Origin of the sequence: Nocardioides panacis, from assembly GCF_019039255.1 — a bacterium.
Lineage (GTDB): Bacteria > Actinomycetota > Actinomycetes > Propionibacteriales > Nocardioidaceae > Nocardioides_B > Nocardioides_B panacis.
On record NZ_CP077062.1, the window covers coordinates 1,370,231 to 1,388,884 of the forward strand.

The following is an 18,654-nucleotide window of genomic DNA, read 5'->3' on the forward strand; positions in this document are numbered from 1 at the left end:
GCGGGTGGTCGTGCACAGCCCCCGAACCGGCCCTGCCGGTGGACCGCTCCTGCGAGCAGGGTCGGGCCATGACAGAGATCCAGCCCGGGCCGGCCGCGGTGCACGCCTCCGGTCCCACCGACCTCCTCGCGCTCGTCCCGGGGTTCCTCGGCTTCCACCCCTCCGACTCCGTCGTGCTGCTCACCCTCGGGGACGCGCCGACGCCCTTCCACGCCCGCGTCGACCTGCCCGACGGCCGGGTCGCGCTCGAGGAGCTCACCGACTACCTCGCGCGGGTCGCCGAGCGGCACGGCGCCCGCACCCTGGCCGTCCTCGTCTACACCGACGACGCCGGGCTGGCCGAGGACGTCGTGGAGGACCTCGCGGGCCGGCTGGGGCGGCGCGGCGGCGACGTGCTGTGCGCGGTCCGCGCCGACGGCGGGCGCTGGTGGGCCCTGGGCCCGGCCGGCGGGGGACCGGGCACGCCCTACGACCTGGCGCTGCACCCGCTCACCGTGCAGGCCGTGGTGGACGGGACCGTCGTGCTGGGCAGCCGCCGTGAGCTGGTCGACAGCCTGCGCGCCGACCCGGCCGGCACCGCGGAGGTGCAGTCCCGGGTGGTGGCCGCGGCCGGGCGACTGGCGTCGGCGACCCGGGCGCAGCTGGTCGTCGAGGGCCGCTGGGTCGGGCGCCGGGTCCGGCGCGCGCTGTGCGACGGGCTCCGGCTCGACGCCGACGACGTGGCCCGGCTGCTGCTCCTGCTGGGCACCTCCACCGAGCTGCGCGACGTCGCCTGGGCCGAGATGACCCACGCCAACGCGCGGGACCACGTGGACCTGTGGCGGGACGTCGTACGACGGGCGCCGGTGAGGCTGCGCGCGGACCCGGCCGCGCTGCTCGGCTTCGCGGCCTGGCTCTCCGGCCACGGTGCGCTCGCCTGGTGCGCGGTCGAGCTGGCCCAGGAGTCGGACCCGGACCACGGCCTGGCCGCGCTGCTCACCTCGGCCCTGTCCGCCGCGGTGCCGCCGACCGCCTGGGAGCCGTTCGGACGGGACGGGCTCTCGCTGTTCCGGCCCTGACCCCTTCGGGAGATGTCCGATCATGTCGGCTAGGTGGGCTGATGACACCCCATCGCGCCCTTTCGGATGGTGTGGATGACCTATAGCGGGTAACCGGAAGGACCGTCAGAATCAGTCTGGACCGTCGGTGGGGACCGGGACGGTCCGGACGCCCTGCGGGGCGTGGGGACCTGGGGACATGGGGACATGGGGACATGGGGTGCGTCGTGACGCAAGTGGCTGAGGTGCGAGAACCGTCCGACGCGTCGAGGGTGCGCGTCCAGCGGGTGCTGATAGCAGACGACCAGCGGACGTTCGCGGACCTCCTGGAGCACGCGCTTTCGTCCCAGGAGCGCCTGGAGTGCGCCGGGGTGGTCGGCTCCACGGCGGCCGCGGTGGCGTTCGTGGCGTCCGACGAGCCCGACCTGGTGATCATGGACGTCCACTTCGCCGGGGAGACCCGCGACGGGATCGACGCGACCGCGCAGATCAAACGGCTGCGACCGGCCACCGACGTGGTGCTGCTGACCGGCCACGCGGACCGCACCGTGCTGCGCCGGGCCGCGGAGGCGGGGGCCTGCGCGGTGATGCCCAAGGACGGCTCGCTGCCGGACCTGCTCGGCGCCCTCCTCGGCGTCCGGGACGGCGGCCTCGTGGTGCACCCCCGGCTGCTGCAGTCCCTGATGCGCGAGCCGTCCGAGGTGCCCCGGCAGCGGCCGCGGCTCAGCGGTCGCGAGGTCGAGGTGCTCTCGATGCTGGCGATCGGCCTGGACGTGCGGTCGATCTCCGAGCACCTCGGCATCTCGCTGAACACCTGCCGCGGCTACGTCAAGGGCCTGCTGAGCAAGCTGCAGGCGCACTCCCAGCTCGAGGCGGTCGTGATAGCCCGGCGCGACGGCCTGCTCGACGCGGAACCGACCTGGCAGAGCTGACTTGTTCGGCAAGGTCCGGCAGCCGCGCTCGGTCCTCGCGCGGGCGGTCCGCCGATTCGTCTGGGCGACCCTGCTGGCGATGGTCGTGCTCGGGCTGGGGACCGTGATGATGAGCCGCCAGATCGCCCGGGAGGAGGCGCTGCGCGACGCCCAGGTGTCGGCCTCGGGCATCGCGCGCGGCCTGGTGTCCCCGCAGCTCGACGCCGGCTTCCGGAGCGGTCGGCCCGAGGGCCGGGAGCCGCTCTCCACGGTGCTGGAGCGCCGGATGCGGGACGGGGCGATCGTGCACCTGAAGATCTGGGACGCCACCGGGCGCGTCCTGTGGTCCGACGACACGGACCAGGTCGGTCGGCGGTTCGTGCTCCCGGCGGCGGTGCGTGAGCTGGTCGGCACCGGCGGGTCCGTCGCCGAGCTGGACGACTCCGACCGTCCCGAGAGCGGTGGCGAGGAGCCGTTCGAGGGCGAGCTGCTGGAGGTGTACGTCGGTGCGCACGGCGCCGACGGCGCGCCGTTCGTCCTGGAGACGTACACCTCGCAGCGGCGGTTGGCCGTGAACACCCAGGTGATCTTCGGCGAGCTGGTCCCGATCGGGCTCGTCGCCCTGCTGCTGTTCTCGCTCGTCACGCTGCCGCTCGCGGTGTCCCTGGCACGGCACGTGGACCGCGGTCACCGGCACCGGGCCGAGCTCCTGCGCAGGTCGCTGGCCGCGTGGTCGCACGAGCGGCGCCGGATCGCCGGCGACCTGCACGACGGGGTGGTGCAGGACCTCGCGGCGGTCGGCTACGCCCTGCCGTCGGTGCTCGCGTCCCTGCCGCCGGAGGCACGGCAGGCCCGGGCGATCGGCGAGGAGCTGTCGGCGGTCGTCGTGGAGTCGATCACCTGGCTGCGGGCCCTGATGGGCGACCTGCTCCCCACCGACGTCGACGCCGGGCTGGTGTCGTCCCTCGACGCCCTGGCGTCCACGACCAGGGAGCAGGGCGTCGAGGTCAGCCTCGACGTCTCGGCCTCGCTCCGGCTGGACCCGGAGACCGAGCGCCTGGTGCACCGCGTCGTGCGCGAGGGCCTGCGCAACGTCGTCAAGCACGCCGACGCCCGCACCGTGGAGGTGTCGGTGCGGCCCTACGGGACCAAGGTGGAGGTCCGGGTGGCCGACGACGGGCGCGGCCCGGACGGACCGGCCGGCGACGCGGACCGGCACGTCGGCCTGGAGCTGCTGGGCGGGACGGTGCGCGAGGTCGGCGGCGACCTCACGCTGGGCGGGCGCGAGGGCGGGGGTGCGCTGCTCCGGGCCGTGCTGCCGCCGCGGCTGAGCGGCTGATGTCGTCCCGCTGCCCCCACGGCTAGGCTCACCGCCATGGGCGAAGAGGTGGCACAGCAGGAGTTCACCCGCGAGGACCGGACGCGATACCGCGAGAAGGTGCGCAGGTGCCTCGACGTGTTCGCGCGGATGCTGCGCGAGTCGCGCTTCGACGCGGACTCACCGATGACCGGGATGGAGATCGAGCTCAACCTCGTCGACCACCTCGGTGACCCGGCGCTCAAGAACCACGAGGCCCTCGAGGCGATCGCCGACCCGGACTTCCAGACCGAGCTCGGCCAGTTCAACCTCGAGATCAACGTGCCGCCCAAGCAGCTCCGGGACCGCGGCTTCACCGAGTTCGAGGACGGCGTGCGCGCCAGCCTCAACGACGCCGAGACCAAGGCCAGCGAGGTCGGCGCGCACATGGTGATGATCGGCATCCTCCCGACGCTGTCCGCCGGCCACATGAGCCCGGACTCGCTGACCGCGAACCCCCGCTACCAGCTGCTCAGCGACCAGATCCTCGCCGCCCGGGGCGAGGACATCGTGATCGACATCGCCGGTCCCGAGCACCTGCGCACGACCGCGGACTCGATCGTCCCCGAGGCCGCCTGCACCAGCACCCAGCTGCACATCCAGGTCAGCCCGGAGGACTTCTCGGCCTACTGGAACGCCTCCCAGGCGATCGCCGGCGTGCAGCTCGCGCTCGGCGCGAACTCGCCGTTCCTGCTCGGTCGCGAGCTGTGGCAGGAGACACGGGTGCCGCTGTTCGAGCAGGCCACCGACACCCGCAGCGAGGAGCTCAAGGCGCAGGGCGTCCGGCCGCGGGTCTGGTTCGGCGAGCGCTGGATCAACTCGATCTTCGACCTCTTCGAGGAGAACGTCCGCTACTTCCCGGCGCTGCTGCCGGTGATCGAGGACGAGGACCCGCTCGACGAGCTGGAGTCCGGCCGCACCCCGTCGCTGGCCGAGCTGCGGCTGCACAACGGCACGATCTACCGGTGGAACCGGCCGGTCTACGACGTCGTGGACGGCGTCCCCCACCTGCGCGTCGAGAACCGCGTGCTGCCCGCCGGCCCGACGGTGGCCGACACGATGGCGAACGCCGCCTTCTACTTCGGCCTGGTCCGCGCGCTCGCCGAGCACGAGCGGCCGCTGTGGTCGCAGATGTCGTTCAGCGCCGCCGAGGAGAACTTCCACGTCGCGGCCCGGCAGGGCATCGAGGCGAAGGTGTACTGGCCGGGCCTCGGCCAGGTGCCGGCCACCGAGCTCGTCGTACGACGGCTGCTGCCGCTGGCGAGGGCCGGGCTGGACTCGTGGGGAGTCATGCCCGAGGAGAGCGAGCGGCTGCTGGGGATCATCGAGCAGCGCTGCATCGTCGGCCAGAACGGCGCCTCCTGGTTCGCCGCCCGGTTCGCCACCCGGGTCGCCGAGCACGACGGTGACCGGCTCGCCGCGCTGCGCGGCACGCTCAACGAGTACCGCGAGCACATGCACACCAACGACCCGGTGCACACCTGGGAGTAGTCACAGGCGCAGCCGCTTCCAGACCCGGCTCTCGCCGGTGCGGACGTCGCGCCAGCCGGTCCGGGTGAGCGCGAAGAACCCCTCGAGCGGGCGGCCGTGCATCCCGAACGCCGTACCGGCGGCGGCCAGCCACTGCAGGTCCAGGTCGTGCGGCTCGGGGGTGCCGGGCCGCGCCAGCCACGCGGTGCACCACTGCCCGGGGGCGTCCTCGAGCAGCGCGGACAGCATGTCGGCGCGCAGCGCCGCGTCGACGGCGGGCAGGTCCTGGGCCCGGACCACGAACGAGTCCCGGTCGCCGCCGAGGACGCCGACGTGCACCGACACGTCGAAGACGCGGCGGCTCTCACGGGCCCGGAACCGGCCCACCTCGGTGCGCAGCAGCGCCCGCCGGTCGACGGCGGGGGAGCGGGTCGGGTCCATGGCCGACAGCATGCCTGCGCCCGCCGGGCGGGGCCCGTCCTCGTCCACAGGCGCGCGGGAGCGGCGGCCTGCGCTACCGTCACTCGTGACCTGCAGGTGCGGGTCCGGTCGAGATGTCCGTGAGCTACCAGGAGGACGGTCAATGGGGACCATCGTCGTCGGCTACGTGCCGAAGCCCGAGGGGCGTGCAGCCCTGCGTCGGGCGGCCGAGGAGGCCCGCCTGCGCGACGCGACGCTGGTCGTCGTGAACTCGCACCGCGGCGGTCGTGAGTTCGACCGCGACGACGCCATCGACTCCGAGGAGCAGCTCGAGGAGGTCCGCAAGGAGCTCCGCGACGCGGGCGTCGAGCACGAGGTCCGCCAGCTGGTCCGCGGCATGGACCCCGCCGACGACCTGGTCAACGTCGCCACCGAGGTGCAGGCCGAGTTCATCGTCATCGGGCTGCGCCGCCGCTCGCCGGTGGGCAAGCTGATCCTGGGCAGCAACGCCCAGCGGGTGCTGCTCGACGCGCCCTGCCCGGTGCTGGCCGTCAAGGCCGACGAGGACTGAGCGTGCTCCGCATCGCGCAGGACCAGGCTGCCGACCAGGTGCTCACCGACAGCCCGTTCGCCCTGCTGATGGGGATGATGCTCGACCAGCAGTTCCCGATGGAGCGTGCGTTCGCGGGCCCCGCGAAGGTGCTCGAGCGCTTCGGCAGCCTGGACCCGGAGGCGATCGTGGCCGCGGACCCCGAGGAGTTCGCGGCCCTCTGCGCGGTGCCGCCCGCGGTGCACCGCTTCCCGGGCTCGATGGCGGCCCGCATCCAGGCGTTGGCCGCCGTCGTCGCCGAGGAGTACGACGGGCACGCGGACCGGCTCTGGACGGAGGCCGGCTCGGGCCGTGAGCTGATGCGCCGGCTGCAGGCGCTGCCCGGGTTCGGCAGGCAGAAGGCGCAGATCTTCACCGCGCTGCTGGCCAAGCAGCTCGACGTACGTCCCGACGGGTGGGAGGCCGCCGCCGGCGACTACGCCGAGCCGGGCTCCCACCGCTCGGTCGCGGACGTCGTCGACCAGGAGTCGCTGGACCGGGTGCGGGCCTTCAAGAAGGAGAAGAAGGCGGCGGCCCGCGGGGCCGCCACCTCCTGAGCAGGAGGGTGGGGCGCCGGCCGGAGGGGGGGTTAGGTTCCGGACGGCGCCCCACCTGTTCAGCTGCCCCGACTCACCTCGGGGCCACCAGCGCGGAGCGGGCTGAGGGCGAACCGTCCCCGACGCTGTTGATCGCGACCACCTGGAACCGGTACTGACCGGCCGGCAGGGTGAAGGACCGCGTGCGAGCTGCTGCTCCCACGATGTTCACCACCGGGGTGCCGACGACGGTGGTGCCGTCCGCCGCCATCCGCATCGCGGTCACCCGGTAGTTGGTGATGTTGCTGCCGCCGGTGCTCGCCGGTGCCGACCAGTTGGCCGACGCGGTGAGCGCGCCTCCCGCCGCACCCTGGGTGGGTGCCAGGATCCCGGGGGTGCCCGGGACGGTCGCGGGCGTCACGGTGTTCGAGGCCGCCGAGAGCGGTCCCGCACCGAGGGCGTTGACCGCCGCGACCCGGAAGTTGTACGCCGTCCCGTTGGTAAGCCCGGTGACCAGCGTGCTGGTCGAGGGCGCCGCGACGTCGATCGTGCGGACGACCGTCGCTCCGGTGCGCACCGTGATCCGGTACGTCGTCACCGGTGCGCCGCCGTCGGACGCCGGCGCCGTCCAGTCGAGGAGCACGCTCCGGTCGCCACGGTCGGCGACCGGCGCCGCCATCGCACCGGGCAGCCCGACCGGCACCACCGCGTTGGACTCGGCCGAGAGCGGGCCGTTGCCGAACCCGTTCACCGCCCGCACCGCGAAGGTGTAGGCCCGACCGTTGGTCAGCGCGGTGACGACCCGGCTGGTCGCCGTACGCGGGATCCCGGTGACCGTGCGGACCACCGACCCGCCGGAGCTCACCACGATCTCGTAGCTGGTGATCCCGGCCGTGGCCGCACCGGCAGGTGCGGTCCAGGTGACCGTCGCCGACCCCGTCGTCGAGGCGAGCCTCGAGGCGGTGGCCGTCCCGATGACCGGCGCCTTCGGCACCGACACGGTGATGGTCTGGTCGGAGAACCGGAGCTGCTCGACGTTGCGCACCGTGTCGACCCCGTCGCTGACCTTCTGGCCGGCCACGTTCGCGCCGGTCTGGGTGACGGTCAGCACTCCGCCGTTCGCGACCACGGTGTACCCGGCCCGGGGGCCGCTGAAGACCGCGGTGTCCACGGAGCCGCTGTCGGAGGCCGGCGGGGTGGTGATCTCCCGCACCGCGACGAGCTGTCCCGGGGAGACGGTCCCGTCGAACACCGCCTGCTGCAGGGTCTTCGGGTTGCCGGCCTGGTAGGTGTGCTCCATCAGGTCGGTGCTCCCGATCTCCGTGGCCGGGTCGGCGGCGTTCGTCCGGACACTGATCCGGACCGAGAGCGCCCGGTCGCCGTCGATGATGTCGTCGGTGCCACGACCCTCGAGGGTGTCGCTGCCACCGCCGCCGAGCAGGATGTTGCCGTCGCCCCAGATCGGCCCGCTCAGCGGGCACGACCCGGCCGCGGACGCGGCCACCACCGGTGCGAGGGCCCCGGTGAGCGGAGGCAGGATCGCCGCCAGCCCCCTGATCCGGGCGACCCCGGCCTGGTCGAGGACGTTGCAGCCGGTGAAGCCGGCCCCGCCGAGCGCGCTCGGGGCGTCGTTCGTGCCCCGGATGACGTCGTCGAGCGGCGACCCCGAGTCGGCCTCGGTCTCCTGCCACCGGTCGCGGTTGACCACGACCTGGATGGGCAGCGGGCCGAGGTTGTTGTTGATCGCCATGTCGTCGTCGGCGCCGACCGTGTCGTACTGGTGGATGGCCCAGTCGAAGCCACCGGCACCGGCGTTGCGGTCGACCGCCGCGTTCTGCGACATGATGTCGTCGCCACCTTCGGCGTCGTAGTCGTTCTCACCGACCTGGCCGACGAAGATGTCGTGGCCCGGCTGGGACTCGGCCGGGTCGTCGAAGAACGGCGCGGAGTGGTCGCCGATCAGCAGGTCCTGGCCCGAGCCGCCCTGGATCCAGTCGTCGCCACCGTCCCCGAAGACGGCGTCGGCACCCTGGCCGGCGATCACGAAGTCGTCACCGGGTCCGGCGAAGGCCTCGTTGTCGTTGGCGCCGCCGTTGATGAAGTCCTGGCCGTCGCCACCCATGAAGATGTCGTCGCCGATGCCTCCGTCGAGCGCGTCGTGGCCCGGGCCGCCCTTGAGGACGTCGGCACCCGAGAGGTCGGTGACGACGTCGTCACCGTTTCCGCCGAGAGCCACGTCGTCGCCGCCGTTGCCCTCGATGACGTCCCGGCCGTCGCCACCCCAGAAGGTGTCGTTGTCGTTGCCGCCGAAGATCCGGTCGACCCCGCCGGTCCCGTTGTAGACCGACTGCCCGTTGATGCCGGACGGGTCGATCTTGTTGATCGCGCGGTACTGGATGGTGCCGTCCGGCTTGCGGAGCAGCAGCTGGTTCTCGTCGCAGTCCGGGGTGAGCAGGTCGTCGTTGACCGACCCCGCGCCGGCGATCGGGTTGAGCCCCGGCATCGAGCTGGTCGTCGACCCGTCGTACGGGAAGGTGATCCGGCCCAGCTGGAACTTGCAGTCGGCGGTCGCGAACACGTCGGCCTTCAGCGTGTTGGTCCCGTCGGTGTTGCGCTGGATCATCTCCGAGAACGAGTTGCCCTCGAGCTGGGTCCGCAGGTTCATGCCCGGCGTCCGGTTCAGGTAGTAGAGCCGGTCACCGTCCTGCAGGCTCTCCATCTGGGTCTGGAACACGTAGTTGAACGTGGAGCCGAGCAGGCCGCCGAAGAGGTTGGTGACCTCCGCGAGACCGCCGACCCACAGGTCCACCTGGTCCAGGCCGGTGGTGGTGACGCCGTTCGCGTTGTCGGCCCAGCCGTCGGTGCCGAACATGAACTCCGCGGCGTCCGCCGGGGCGGTGTCGGTCGGCTGCGGGTCGACGATCGCCCGGGACGCGGCCCGCTTGCCCTTGATCGTCGAGGCTCCGACGATCGAGGGGTGGGTGCCGTAGGCCGCCACGAAGTTGACCAGCGACTCGGGGTGCTTCAGGTGCTGCCCGAAGTCCGACCAGCTGGTGTACGGCGTGAGCTGCCCGTCGTTGGTCTCCGCGAAGAGCTGGCGGCGCACCCCGTTCAGCGAGGGCACCCCGGCCTCCCGGGCCCGGGTCATGTTGAGCGTGGCCAGGTCGAGCGGGAGTCCCAGCAGGTTGTCCCGGAGCGTCTTGGTGACGAACTCGTCGAGCTCGTTGCCGGTCTGGTCCGAGGAGCCCATCACGACGCTGCCCGCCGCCTCAGCGGGGGTCAGGGCACCACCGTTCTTGGCGTGGAAGTACATCGGCGGGTTGAGGAACGCGTCCAGCAGCGGCAGCGAGTTGTCGTCGCCGTTGGGGTCCGTCCGGGCCACCTCGTCGTCCAGCATCGAGTGGCCGAAGCGGTAGACCGCGTGCGCGAACTCGGCCTGGATGGCCGGGTTCATGTCGGGGGAGTAGACGTGGAACGGCCGGATCGCCGGCTGCACCTTGCGGCCGAACTCCTCGAACACCAGGTGCTGGTACTCCATCTCGGTGACGAAGCGGGCCGCCTGGAAGAGCCGGTCCCCGTAGCCGAAGGTCCGGTCGACCGGGTCGGCGGCGTTCGGGTCCACGGCCCGGTAGGCGGCGAGCAGGTCGGGGTTGGCGTCCAGGGTGCCCTGGATGTCGTCCACCAGTCGGTCGTGCTCGGAGTGGAAGACCTGGTGGATCGTGGTCAGCGCGATGTTCTCGTTGACCCGGCCGTCACCGGCGCAGAAGTGCGCGTCGAGCATCTCGTCGTCGTACGTCCCGGCCGGCTGGGCCGCGAAGTCCGCCGAGGGGCTGTCGTTCGCGTCCTTGGCCAGGCCGGGCAGCGGCTCGGCGTTGTGCGCGATGTCGGTCAGGAACGGCGTGTGGAAGTGCCGCACGTTCGCGGGCACCGGCACCGGGTTGGCGAGGTCGCCCTCGAGCAGGGTGCCGTCGGTGCGGACGTACTGCGGCAGCCCGTTCGGGCCGGGGAGGAACTCGCCGTAGGGGTCGGTGGCGAGCATGGGCACGTCGAGGACGTCCCGGTCCGCGAGGAGCAGGCCCAGCTTCTCGGCGGCCTGCTTCTTGACCGAGGCCCAGGTGGCCATGCCGTCGCGCCCGTCCGGGGAGCCCGGGTAGGTGAGGCCGGCGCCGAGGCCGCCGAGGAGCTTGCCGGTGGCCAGCGGCCTGCCGGCGGTCAGGGCGTACTCCCGCAGGAACACCTGGTGCGAGGCGTGGGAGGTGTAGGTCTGGCTCTGGTCCACCCACGGGCTGTCGGTGTTGTCGGCGTTCTGGACGTCGTCGGCGCTCTCGTCGACGCCCGGCGTGGAGGCCAGGTCACCGAGGATGCCGTCGGCACCGGGCTGGTTCTGCGCCCGGGTCAGCACCATGAAGCGCTGGTCGACCGGGACGAAGTCCGCGTCGCCGGGCTGCGGGTCGTCCGCGTTTCCGGGGACCAGGTCCTGGCCGGCGATCAGCGGGTCGTCCGCCTTGAGCGGGACGAACACGGTGCCGCCGCCCTTGACCGTCTGGTCGACGCCGTGGTCGAAGAACTGGCCGAAGAAGGTGAACATCGAGTTGTACGGCGGGGAGAGCCCCACGTCCGTCGTGACGTTCGGGATGAACAGGGTCTGGCCGGTCGGCACGCAGCCGTCGGGCACGCCGCCGGTGCCGTCGGGCAGCGGGTCGGTGGTGCAGGGGTGCAGGCCCGGGTTGTTCTGGGTGCGCACCGGGAACGCCGCCGCTGCGACCGCCGCCGGGTTGTTGGAGGTCTGGTCGACGATCAGGTTGCTGACGGTGCGCGGCTCGGAGTCGAAGACCGACCCCTTCTTCTGCGCGTACGACGTCGCGTGCACGGGTCCGAACGCAGGGAGGCTGTCCTCGGCCGCGCGGAACCGCGGGCTGGTCAGCCGCGGGAACGGCCGGTCGGCCGCGGCGAACGTCTCCCGGCCCGGGAACAGGTTGTTGCAGGAGCCGTCGACGGTGCGCAGCCCGTAGGCCGTCAGCCGGTCGGGGATCTGGTTCTTCGCGGGCCCGACGAGGGTGCCGCAGGGATCGGCGGCGGTGAACGTGTTCGCGTGCCGCTCGGCGATCTTGATCTGCTTGAGGATGAAGGACAGGTCGCCGGCGGTGACCGTGAATCCCTGTCCCACCGGGGCGACGGCACCCTGCACGGGTGCCGTCATCGGTGTGATCCCCAGGGTGGTGAGCGCCCCGACGGTGACGACGGCGGTGCGCGCACGCAACGACAGCCGACCCTTTCGGAGCTGGAAGGTGTGACGACGCATGATGTCCCCATCTCGCTGGTCCCGACAGAAGTGACGGTCACCGTCGCCCAGGCCACCTTGGGGATTCCTTGAGCCGGCGGCTCAACGTTTTTCGAAGGTCGGCGCACCTAGCCTCCGGTCACGCCGAGCTGGAGGTTGCTCATGTCGATGTCTCGTCGAGACCTGTTGAAGCTGTCCGTCTTCGCGGGGGCAGCCGTCACGCTGCCGCTGGAGCGCAGCGCCAACGCGCTGTCCGCATCCGCGTCCCGCATCGCGCAGAGCCTGCTGCCTGCGCCGTTCACGACCCCGTTCGTCCGGCCGCCGGTGCTGGAACCGGTGCGCCGGAGCGGGACCACCGACTACTACCGGATCTCGATGCAGCCGGCCCGCACGGAGTTCATCCCGGGCCTGCAGACCGAGGTGTGGGGCTACAACGGGCTGGTGCCGGGTCCGACGATCAAGGCGGTCCAGGGCCGCGACGTCGTGGTGCGGCAGATCAACAACCTGCCGCTGGTCCACCCGACCCTGAGGTACACGCCGTGGACGTCGGTGCACCTGCACGGCAGCGCGTCCCTGCCGGAGTACGACGGCTACGCCAGCGACATCACCAACCCCGGGCAATACAAGGACTACCGCTACCCGAACTGGCAGAACGCGCGGACGCTCTGGTACCACGACCACGGCGTGCACCACACGGCCGAGAACGTGCTCATGGGGCTGGCCGGGCTCTACCAGCTCTCCGACTCCCTCGACGCCTCGCTGCCCCTGCCGCAGGGCGAGTTCGACGTGCCGCTGATCGTGTCGGACCGGATGTTCAACACCGACGGCTCGCTGCTCATCGACCGCAACGACGAGGCCGGCGTCTACGGCGACGTGATCATCGTGAACGGCCGACCCTGGCCCGCGATGCCGGTCAAGCGCCGCAAGTACCGCTTCCGCATCCTGAACGCGTCGGTGTCGCGCTCCTACAAGTGGTCGCTGGACACCGGCGGCCCGATGACGGTGATCGCCACCGACGCCGGACTGGTGCCCGCCCCGCAGAAGGTCACGTCGTTCCGGCACGGCGTCGCCGAGAGGTACGAGGTGGTCATCGACTTCGCGAAGTACGCCGTCGGGCAGCGCGTGGTGCTGCGCAACACCAGCCCGAAGAACAACATCGACTTCGTCAACGTGGACAAGGTGATGGCCTTCGACGTGGTGGGCGACGCGTTCCCCAAGACCAACAACTCGGTGCCCGCGGTGCTGTTCCCCGGCCACGAGGCGATGGTCGTGCAGGAGAGCGAGGCGGTCCGCACCCGGCGCTTCGACTTCGTGCGCGCAGGAGGGAGGTGGACGATCAACGGCAAGACCTGGGACGACGTGGTGGCCAGCGACTTCACGTCCGTGCTCGCCACGCCGACGATCGGCGACGTCGAGATCTGGGAGCTGCGCAACCTCTCGGGCGGGTGGCACCACCCGGCGCACATCCACTTCGTCGACTTCCGGGTCCTCACCCGCAACGGGAAGCCGGCACTGGCCCACGAGCGGGGCGCCAAGGACGTGGTGTTCCTCGGCGAGAACGAGTCCGTGCGGCTGCTGATCAAGTTCGACCACGGCCGGGGGAAGTACATGATGCACTGCCACAACCTCGTCCACGAGGACCACGACATGATGGGCCAGTTCGAGATCCTCGACCCGGACGTCCCCGCCGACGACCCCTTCGACGACCGGGCGGTATTCCTGCCCGAGCGCGAGCTGTAGGGCCGGGCCATGGCGCACCTGACGTCGGTCCCCGGCACCGCCGGCCCGGCGGTCGCGAGCACCGGGCGGGCCGCGCTCGCCTGGGCCGCGGGCTTCTCGCTGCTCGCCGCCGCGACCCACGTGTACGTCGTCCCCGAGCACGCCGAGGAGTGGCCCGCGGCCGCGGTGTTCTTCGTGGTCCTCACGGTGCTCCAGCTCGGCCTCGCGGCCGTGCTGCTGCGCCGGCCGGGGCCGCGGGTCCTGGAGCCGGCCGTGCACGCGACCGTCGGCCTGGTCGTCTTCTACGTCCTCACCCGCACCGTCGACCTGCCCCTGCTGCCGCCGCTGGGCGCGCACGGGGCGAGCCACCTGCCGGTCGCGTGGGGCATCGGGAACGGGGTGCCGGTCTTCCCCGGCGAGGGGGTCGAGGAGGTCGGCACCCCGGACCTCGTCTGCCTGGGGGCCGAGCTGGCCACCGTGGTGCTGCTGGCCGGCCTGCTCCCGCCGGCCGCCCGCCGCCGGGTCGTCGACGTCGCCGCCGCGGCCGCGGTCGTCCTGGTCGCGCTGCGAGTGGCGGGCGTGCAGGGGTGACGGGCCGGCCACGGGCGGCGCGGCTCCAGCCCCTCCGGCCCGTGCGGCCGCTGCTGGTCGCGCTGCCCGTGGTCCTGCTGCTGCTGACCGGCAGGTTCGTGGCCGAGCCGTTCGAGGTCGCCTCCTCGAGCATGACGCCGACGCTGCGGGACGGGGACGAGGTCCTCGGCGAGAAGCTCTGGCCGCACCTGCGCGGTCTCCGGCGCGACGACCTCGTGGTGTTCCACCCTCCTGGCACCGACGCCCTGATGGTCAAGCGCGTCGTGGGCCTGGCGGGGGACACCGTGGCGCTCGCCGACGGCCGGCTGGTCGTCGACGGCCGCCCGGTCCCGGAGGCCTACGTCGACCTGCCCAGCGTCGACGGCGTCTACTACGGCCCGGTGACCGTGCCGGCCGGCTCCGTCTTCGTGCTCGGCGACGACCGCGCGAGCTCGGTGGACTCCCGGTCGTTCGGGCCGGTGCCCCGCGACCGGGTGGTCGGACGGGTCCTGACCAGGCTGTGGTGACCCGTCCGGCCCGCCGTGCGCAGGGCCCGGTAGCCCGGTTGTGCGGCACCCCGGCCCGACCTCGCTACTCAAAGCCGGGGTGCCGGCACCCCCTCGCTAGGGCTGGGGCGGGGCTCCGGCCCCGGGCAGCATGTGTCCCCAGGGGTAAGGGGAACCGACATGCTGCAGATCGACCTGTTCGGCACCACCAAGGTGCACCTCGTCGCCGGGGGACCACGCGACGTCGACGTCTGCGGCGTGAAGCCGCGCCAGATCCTGGAGATGCTCGCGACCCGGCTGGGCAGCCCGGTGACCAAGGACGTCCTGGCCGAAGGCCTGTGGGCCGGCCGGCCGCCCGCGTCGTACGTCGCCTCGGTGGAGAGCTACGTCTGCGTGCTCCGGCGCAGCCTCGCCGCCGTCCCGGGACGTCCGCTGGTGACCACGCACGGCGCCTACCTGCTGGACCCGCGGCTCGTGCGCGTGGACCTGGTGGAGGCACGTGCGGGGCTGGCGGCCCTCGAGTCGATGTCGGGCCGCTCCCTCGTGGAGGCGGCGGCCCGGGCGCTCGACGCCGTCGCGGGGGAGCTGCTGGCGGAGGAGCCCTTCGCGGACTGGGCCGCGGAGGTCCGCCGTCGGCTCGACCAGCTCGTCGACCGGGCGGTGACGCCTGCGGCCGAGACCGCGCTGGCCGCCGGCGACCCGGTGCGGGCCTGTCGGCTGGCCCGGGCCGTGCTGGACCGCAACCCGCTCTCCGAGCCGGCCTGCCGGGTGCTGATGTCCGCCCAGTGCGCGGTCGGGGCGCCGGCGCTCGCCCTGGGTGCCTTCGCCGACCTGCGCCGGGTGATGGTGGAGGAGCTGGGGGTGGAGCCGTCCGGTGCCACCCGCGACCTGTACCTCTCCGTGCTGGACCGGTCCGCACCGTCGGTCACCCGCGACCGGGACCGCCGCGAGGTCGGGGCGCTGGTCCGGCTGCTGCGGCAGGCGCTCGACGCCGGAGCCGATCCCGACCCCGCCTCGCGGTCCTGGCTGGCCGAGCTGGGACTGACCCTCGCCGCCCCGTCCGCCTGAGGACCCGGTGTCGCGGGCGGCACGCCGGGGGCAGGCTTGGAATGACCCGGGGGCGTGTCACAATGGAGATGCGGCTCTTGACGTGTACGGGCCTCGCCGCGCCCACCATCCGCTTACGAGAGGTAGTTCGTGTCGCCGAGCACGTCCCGCAAGGATTCCGCTGATGTCCTGGCTCATCCCGACATCGTCGCCCTGGTCGAGCAAGGCCGACTGACCGGCAGCGTCACCGCCGATGCACTGCGCACCGCCACCACGGTGGCCGCCACCTCTCCGCAGCACCTCAAGGCCGTGCTCAGACACCTGAGCGAGGAAGGGGTATCCGTCGTGGTCTCTGTCGAGGACGCCAAGTCCCAGAAGAAGGTCGCTGCCGCGGCCTCCAGTGCACGCACGACGGTGAAGGCGAGTGCCAAGAAGGCCGCCCCCGCCAAGAAGGCGCCGGCCAAGAAGGCCGCCCCCGAGATCGTCGAGGCCGAGGGCGAGGCGCCGGTGAAGAAGACCGCCGCCAAGAAGGCCCCGGCGAAGAAGACCGCCGCCAAGGCCGCCGCGGACGCGGCCGCCGCCCTGGTGGTCGGCGCCGACGGCAAGAAGGTCCTCCCCGACCTCCCGGACGAGCAGTTCGAGAAGGACGTGGCCACCGACCCGTCGCTGAAGGAGGAGGAGGACGAGAGCAAGGGCTTCGTCGTCTCCCAGGCGGACGAGTCCGACGAGCCCGTCCAGCAGGTCATGGTCGCCGGCGCGACCGCCGACCCGGTCAAGGACTACCTCAAGCAGATCGGCAAGGTCCCGCTGCTCAACGCGGAGATGGAGGTCGAGCTCGCCAAGCGCATCGAGGCCGGCCTGTTCTCGGACGAGAAGCTCGCCAAGGGCGGCAAGATCGCGGCCAAGGCCCTCGAGGAGCTCGAGTGGATCGCCGAGGACGGCCGCCGTGCCAAGAACCACCTGCTCGAGGCCAACCTCCGCCTCGTGGTGTCGCTGGCCAAGCGCTACACCGGTCGCGGCATGCTCTTCCTGGACCTGATCCAGGAGGGCAACCTCGGCCTGATCCGCGCGGTCGAGAAGTTCGACTACACCAAGGGCTACAAGTTCTCCACGTACGCCACCTGGTGGATCCGTCAGGCGATCACCCGCGCGATGGCCGACCAGGCCCGCACCATCCGGATCCCGGTGCACATGGTCGAGGTCATCAACAAGCTCGCCCGCGTGCAGCGCCAGATGCTCCAGGACCTGGGCCGCGAGCCCACTCCGGAGGAGCTGGCCAAGGAGCTCGACATGACCCCGGAGAAGGTCATCGAGGTCCAGAAGTACGGCCGCGAGCCGATCTCCCTGCACACCCCCCTCGGCGAGGACGGCGACTCCGAGTTCGGTGACCTGATCGAGGACTCCGAGGCGATCGTGCCCGCGGACGCCGTCTCGTTCACGCTGCTCCAGGAGCAGCTGCACGCGGTGCTCGACACGCTCTCCGAGCGCGAGGCCGGCGTGGTCTCCATGCGCTTCGGGCTGACCGACGGCCAGCCCAAGACGCTCGACGAGATCGGCAAGGTCTACGGCGTCACGCGCGAGCGGATCCGGCAGATCGAGTCCAAGACGATGTCGAAGCTGCGGCACCCGTCGCGCTCGCAGGTCCTGCGCGACTACCTCGACTGACCGGGGGAGCGGGGCCGGTCGGCTAGAGGGACCAGACCTCGCGGCACAGGTCGCAGCGGTACTCACCGACGAGCATGTCCCCGGTGCCGGGCACCTTGCGCCAGGCGTGGTCGTGCTCGGCACCCGGGTCGCCCGCGCTCGCGGTCGTCGCGTCGACGTCGATCGTCATGGCCACCTCTCAGGGGTCGTGCGCAGTGTCCCCGCAGTCCGCGGGTGCAATCCACCATAAACGGACATTCTTTACTCTGGTCCAGACCGCTCGGCCGGTCGAGGCGAGCGGTTCAGCCCGGTCGGACGGTGAAGAAGCCGGTCATCCCGGTGGTCTCGAGCACCCTCAGGGTGTTCGCGTGCGAGGTCTGCAGGACCATCGTCCGTCCCTCGGCCTGCAGCTGCCGGTGGATCTCGACCAGCGTGCCCAGCCCCGCCGAGTCGAGGAAGCTGACCCGGTCGAGGTCCAGCACGACGGTGGGCGCCGGAGTGGTCAGCGCCGCCTCGGCGTGCTCGCGCAGCAGCCGGACCGTCGAGTAGTCGAGCTCGCCCCGGCACTGCAGGGTCAGCGTGCCGTCGTCGGGTCCGAGGGTGTCGACCGTGAGGCCGGTGGCGTCGGGTACGTCGCTGGTCATGGCGCGTCGGTACCCCGCGACGCCCGGAGCACGCAGGGGGCGGACCGGTGAGTTCCGCAGAAGAGCCGGCGCGTCAGCCCGCCGCGACGCAGGCGATGGCCACGCCGCAGAGGGCCAGGCCGACGCCCTGGGCGCGGTGCACCTTCTCGTGCAGCACCAGCGCGGCGAGCAGCACGGTGCTGGCCGGGTAGAGCGAGGTGAGCACCCCGGCGACGGTCAGGAACCCCGACTGGGTGGCCAGCAGGAAGCCGCCGGTGGCCGCGGCGCCCAGCGGCCCGCACAGCACCGCGAGCCGCACCGCCCGCCCGCGCGGCACCCAGTCCGCCCGCAGCGCCAGGGCCAGGAGCACCACCGCGGGGACGCTGGCCGCCTGGCAGACCGCCAGCGGCCACCAGCCGGCCTGGTCCGGCACCTGTCCCAGGGCCGCGAACAGCAGCCCGAACCCGACGCCGGCCAGCGCGCCGTCGACCGCTCCCGCGGCGACGGACTCGCGTGGCTTCCCGGTCTCGAGCGGGTCCTGCGGGGTCCGGGAGACGAGCCAGATGCCCGGCAGGGCGGCGAGGATGCCGCCCCACACCAGCAGCGAGAGCCGCTCCCCGCCGAGGGCGCCGGCCACCACGGGCACCAGCGCGGCGCCCACCGCCGAGACCGGCGCCACGACTCCCATCCGTCCCGAGGAGAAGCCGCGGTAGAGGAACGCCGCCCCGGTGCCGCTGCCGATGCCGGCGACCAGGCCCCAGACCAGGTCGCTGCGGGTCGGGTCGCCCGGGATGAACAGCGCCGCGACCGTGACGCAGAGCGCCGACGACGCCTGGCCGACGACCGCCACCGACCAGGCCGACGTACGTCGCGACACGAGACCGCCCAAGAAGTCCGAGAGGCCGTAGGCGAGCGCGGCGACGAGCGCGAGCAGGACCGCCATC

Annotated in this window: 16 protein-coding genes; 11 read left to right on the forward strand and 5 right to left on the reverse strand. The window is 72.4% G+C overall.

Annotated features, from left to right (window positions below; all coding sequences use genetic code 11):
- Positions 1-68 precede the first annotated feature (68 nt).
- From KRR39_RS06645 to KRR39_RS06660, 4 genes are all read left to right on the forward strand, one after another.
- Entirely contained in the window at positions 69-1,058 is a 990-nt protein-coding gene (locus KRR39_RS06645) for a DUF4192 domain-containing protein (RefSeq protein WP_216941284.1), read from the forward strand.
- Between the two features lie 266 nt (positions 1,059-1,324).
- Positions 1,325-1,969, forward strand: coding sequence for a response regulator (locus tag KRR39_RS06650; RefSeq protein WP_216941285.1), 645 nt, complete (start codon positions 1,325-1,327; stop codon positions 1,967-1,969).
- 1 nt (position 1,970) lies between these two features.
- Positions 1,971-3,287 carry a sensor histidine kinase gene (locus tag KRR39_RS06655; protein ID WP_216941286.1) on the forward strand — a complete coding sequence of 439 codons (1,317 nt, stop codon included), beginning with the start codon at positions 1,971-1,973 and terminating at the stop codon, positions 3,285-3,287.
- A 36-nt stretch (positions 3,288-3,323) separates the two neighbouring features.
- Positions 3,324-4,796 carry a glutamate-cysteine ligase family protein gene (locus tag KRR39_RS06660; protein ID WP_216941287.1) on the forward strand — a complete coding sequence of 491 codons (1,473 nt, stop codon included), beginning with the start codon at positions 3,324-3,326 and terminating at the stop codon, positions 4,794-4,796.
- On the opposite strand, the gene KRR39_RS06665 is transcribed toward KRR39_RS06660, so the two are convergent.
- Positions 4,797-5,216, reverse strand: coding sequence for a hypothetical protein (locus KRR39_RS06665; RefSeq protein ID WP_216941288.1), 420 nt, complete (start codon positions 5,214-5,216; stop codon positions 4,797-4,799).
- A gap of 142 nt (positions 5,217-5,358) precedes the next feature.
- Here KRR39_RS06665 and KRR39_RS06670 point away from each other — a divergent pair, with 142 nt between their 5' ends.
- Both KRR39_RS06670 and KRR39_RS06675 read left to right on the forward strand, forming a co-directional pair.
- On the forward strand, positions 5,359-5,766 hold the full coding sequence (locus KRR39_RS06670) for a universal stress protein (RefSeq protein WP_216941289.1): 408 nt from the start codon (positions 5,359-5,361) through the stop codon (positions 5,764-5,766).
- Between the two features lie 2 nt (positions 5,767-5,768).
- Complete coding sequence (locus KRR39_RS06675) at positions 5,769-6,341, forward strand: HhH-GPD-type base excision DNA repair protein (protein WP_216941290.1); 573 nt, start codon at positions 5,769-5,771, stop codon at positions 6,339-6,341.
- A 73-nt stretch (positions 6,342-6,414) separates the two neighbouring features.
- Here the strand turns inward: KRR39_RS06675 and KRR39_RS06680 are convergent, their stop codons facing one another.
- On the reverse strand, positions 6,415-11,520 hold the full coding sequence (locus KRR39_RS06680; protein ID WP_216941291.1) for a peroxidase family protein: 5,106 nt from the start codon (positions 11,518-11,520) through the stop codon (positions 6,415-6,417).
- Between the two features lie 249 nt (positions 11,521-11,769).
- Here KRR39_RS06680 and KRR39_RS06685 point away from each other — a divergent pair, with 249 nt between their 5' ends.
- The 5 genes from KRR39_RS06685 (at position 11,770) to KRR39_RS06705 (ending at position 17,108) form a co-directional block, all read left to right on the forward strand.
- Positions 11,770-13,341, forward strand: a complete 1,572-nt coding sequence (locus KRR39_RS06685; RefSeq protein ID WP_216941292.1) for a multicopper oxidase family protein — start codon at positions 11,770-11,772, stop codon at positions 13,339-13,341.
- Between the two features lie 9 nt (positions 13,342-13,350).
- The gene (locus KRR39_RS06690) at positions 13,351-13,911 is read left to right on the forward strand and encodes a hypothetical protein (RefSeq protein WP_216941293.1); all 561 of its coding nucleotides are present in this window, start codon (positions 13,351-13,353) and stop codon (positions 13,909-13,911) included.
- 41 nt (positions 13,912-13,952) lie between these two features.
- Complete coding sequence (gene lepB, locus KRR39_RS06695) at positions 13,953-14,417, forward strand: signal peptidase I (protein ID WP_216941294.1); 465 nt, start codon at positions 13,953-13,955, stop codon at positions 14,415-14,417.
- Between the two features lie 159 nt (positions 14,418-14,576).
- On the forward strand, positions 14,577-15,464 hold the full coding sequence (locus tag KRR39_RS06700) for an AfsR/SARP family transcriptional regulator (protein WP_216941295.1): 888 nt from the start codon (positions 14,577-14,579) through the stop codon (positions 15,462-15,464).
- A gap of 129 nt (positions 15,465-15,593) precedes the next feature.
- Positions 15,594-17,108, forward strand: a complete 1,515-nt coding sequence (locus tag KRR39_RS06705) for an RNA polymerase sigma factor (protein WP_436972037.1) — start codon at positions 15,594-15,596, stop codon at positions 17,106-17,108.
- A 22-nt stretch (positions 17,109-17,130) separates the two neighbouring features.
- Here KRR39_RS06705 and KRR39_RS06710 read toward each other — a convergent pair whose 3' ends face one another.
- From KRR39_RS06710 to KRR39_RS06720, 3 genes are all read right to left on the reverse strand, one after another.
- Positions 17,131-17,277: a hypothetical protein gene (locus KRR39_RS06710; RefSeq protein ID WP_216941296.1), complete on the reverse strand. Its 147-nt coding sequence runs from the start codon at positions 17,275-17,277 to the stop codon at positions 17,131-17,133.
- Positions 17,278-17,389: 112 nt separating this feature from the next.
- A complete protein-coding gene (locus tag KRR39_RS06715; RefSeq protein WP_216941297.1) occupies positions 17,390-17,731 on the reverse strand; it encodes an STAS domain-containing protein in 342 nt (113 codons plus the stop codon).
- A gap of 73 nt (positions 17,732-17,804) precedes the next feature.
- Entirely contained in the window at positions 17,805-18,653 is an 849-nt protein-coding gene (locus tag KRR39_RS06720; protein WP_216941298.1) for a DMT family transporter, read from the reverse strand.
- Position 18,654: the final 1 nt, after the last annotated feature.

Excerpts from the sequence above, each read along its gene's own strand:
- KRR39_RS06645 (WP_216941284.1), top strand. The coding sequence starts at position 69 with ATGACAGAGATCCAGCCCGGGCCGGCCGCGGTGCACGCCTCCGGTCCC.
- KRR39_RS06660 (WP_216941287.1), top strand. The coding sequence starts at position 3,324 with ATGGGCGAAGAGGTGGCACAGCAGGAGTTCACCCGCGAGGACCGGACG.
- KRR39_RS06665 (WP_216941288.1), bottom strand. The coding sequence starts at position 5,216 with ATGGACCCGACCCGCTCCCCCGCCGTCGACCGGCGGGCGCTGCTGCGC.
- KRR39_RS06670 (WP_216941289.1), top strand. The coding sequence starts at position 5,359 with ATGGGGACCATCGTCGTCGGCTACGTGCCGAAGCCCGAGGGGCGTGCA.
- KRR39_RS06680 (WP_216941291.1), bottom strand. The coding sequence starts at position 11,520 with ATGACGGCACCCGTGCAGGGTGCCGTCGCCCCGGTGGGACAGGGATTC.
- KRR39_RS06685 (WP_216941292.1), top strand. The coding sequence starts at position 11,770 with ATGTCTCGTCGAGACCTGTTGAAGCTGTCCGTCTTCGCGGGGGCAGCC.
- KRR39_RS06690 (WP_216941293.1), top strand. The coding sequence starts at position 13,351 with ATGGCGCACCTGACGTCGGTCCCCGGCACCGCCGGCCCGGCGGTCGCG.
- KRR39_RS06700 (WP_216941295.1), top strand. The coding sequence starts at position 14,577 with ATGCTGCAGATCGACCTGTTCGGCACCACCAAGGTGCACCTCGTCGCC.
- KRR39_RS06710 (WP_216941296.1), bottom strand. The coding sequence starts at position 17,277 with ATGACGATCGACGTCGACGCGACGACCGCGAGCGCGGGCGACCCGGGT.
- KRR39_RS06715 (WP_216941297.1), bottom strand. The coding sequence starts at position 17,731 with ATGACCAGCGACGTACCCGACGCCACCGGCCTCACGGTCGACACCCTC.
- KRR39_RS06720 (WP_216941298.1), bottom strand. The coding sequence starts at position 18,653 with ATGGCGGTCCTGCTCGCGCTCGTCGCCGCGCTCGCCTACGGCCTCTCG.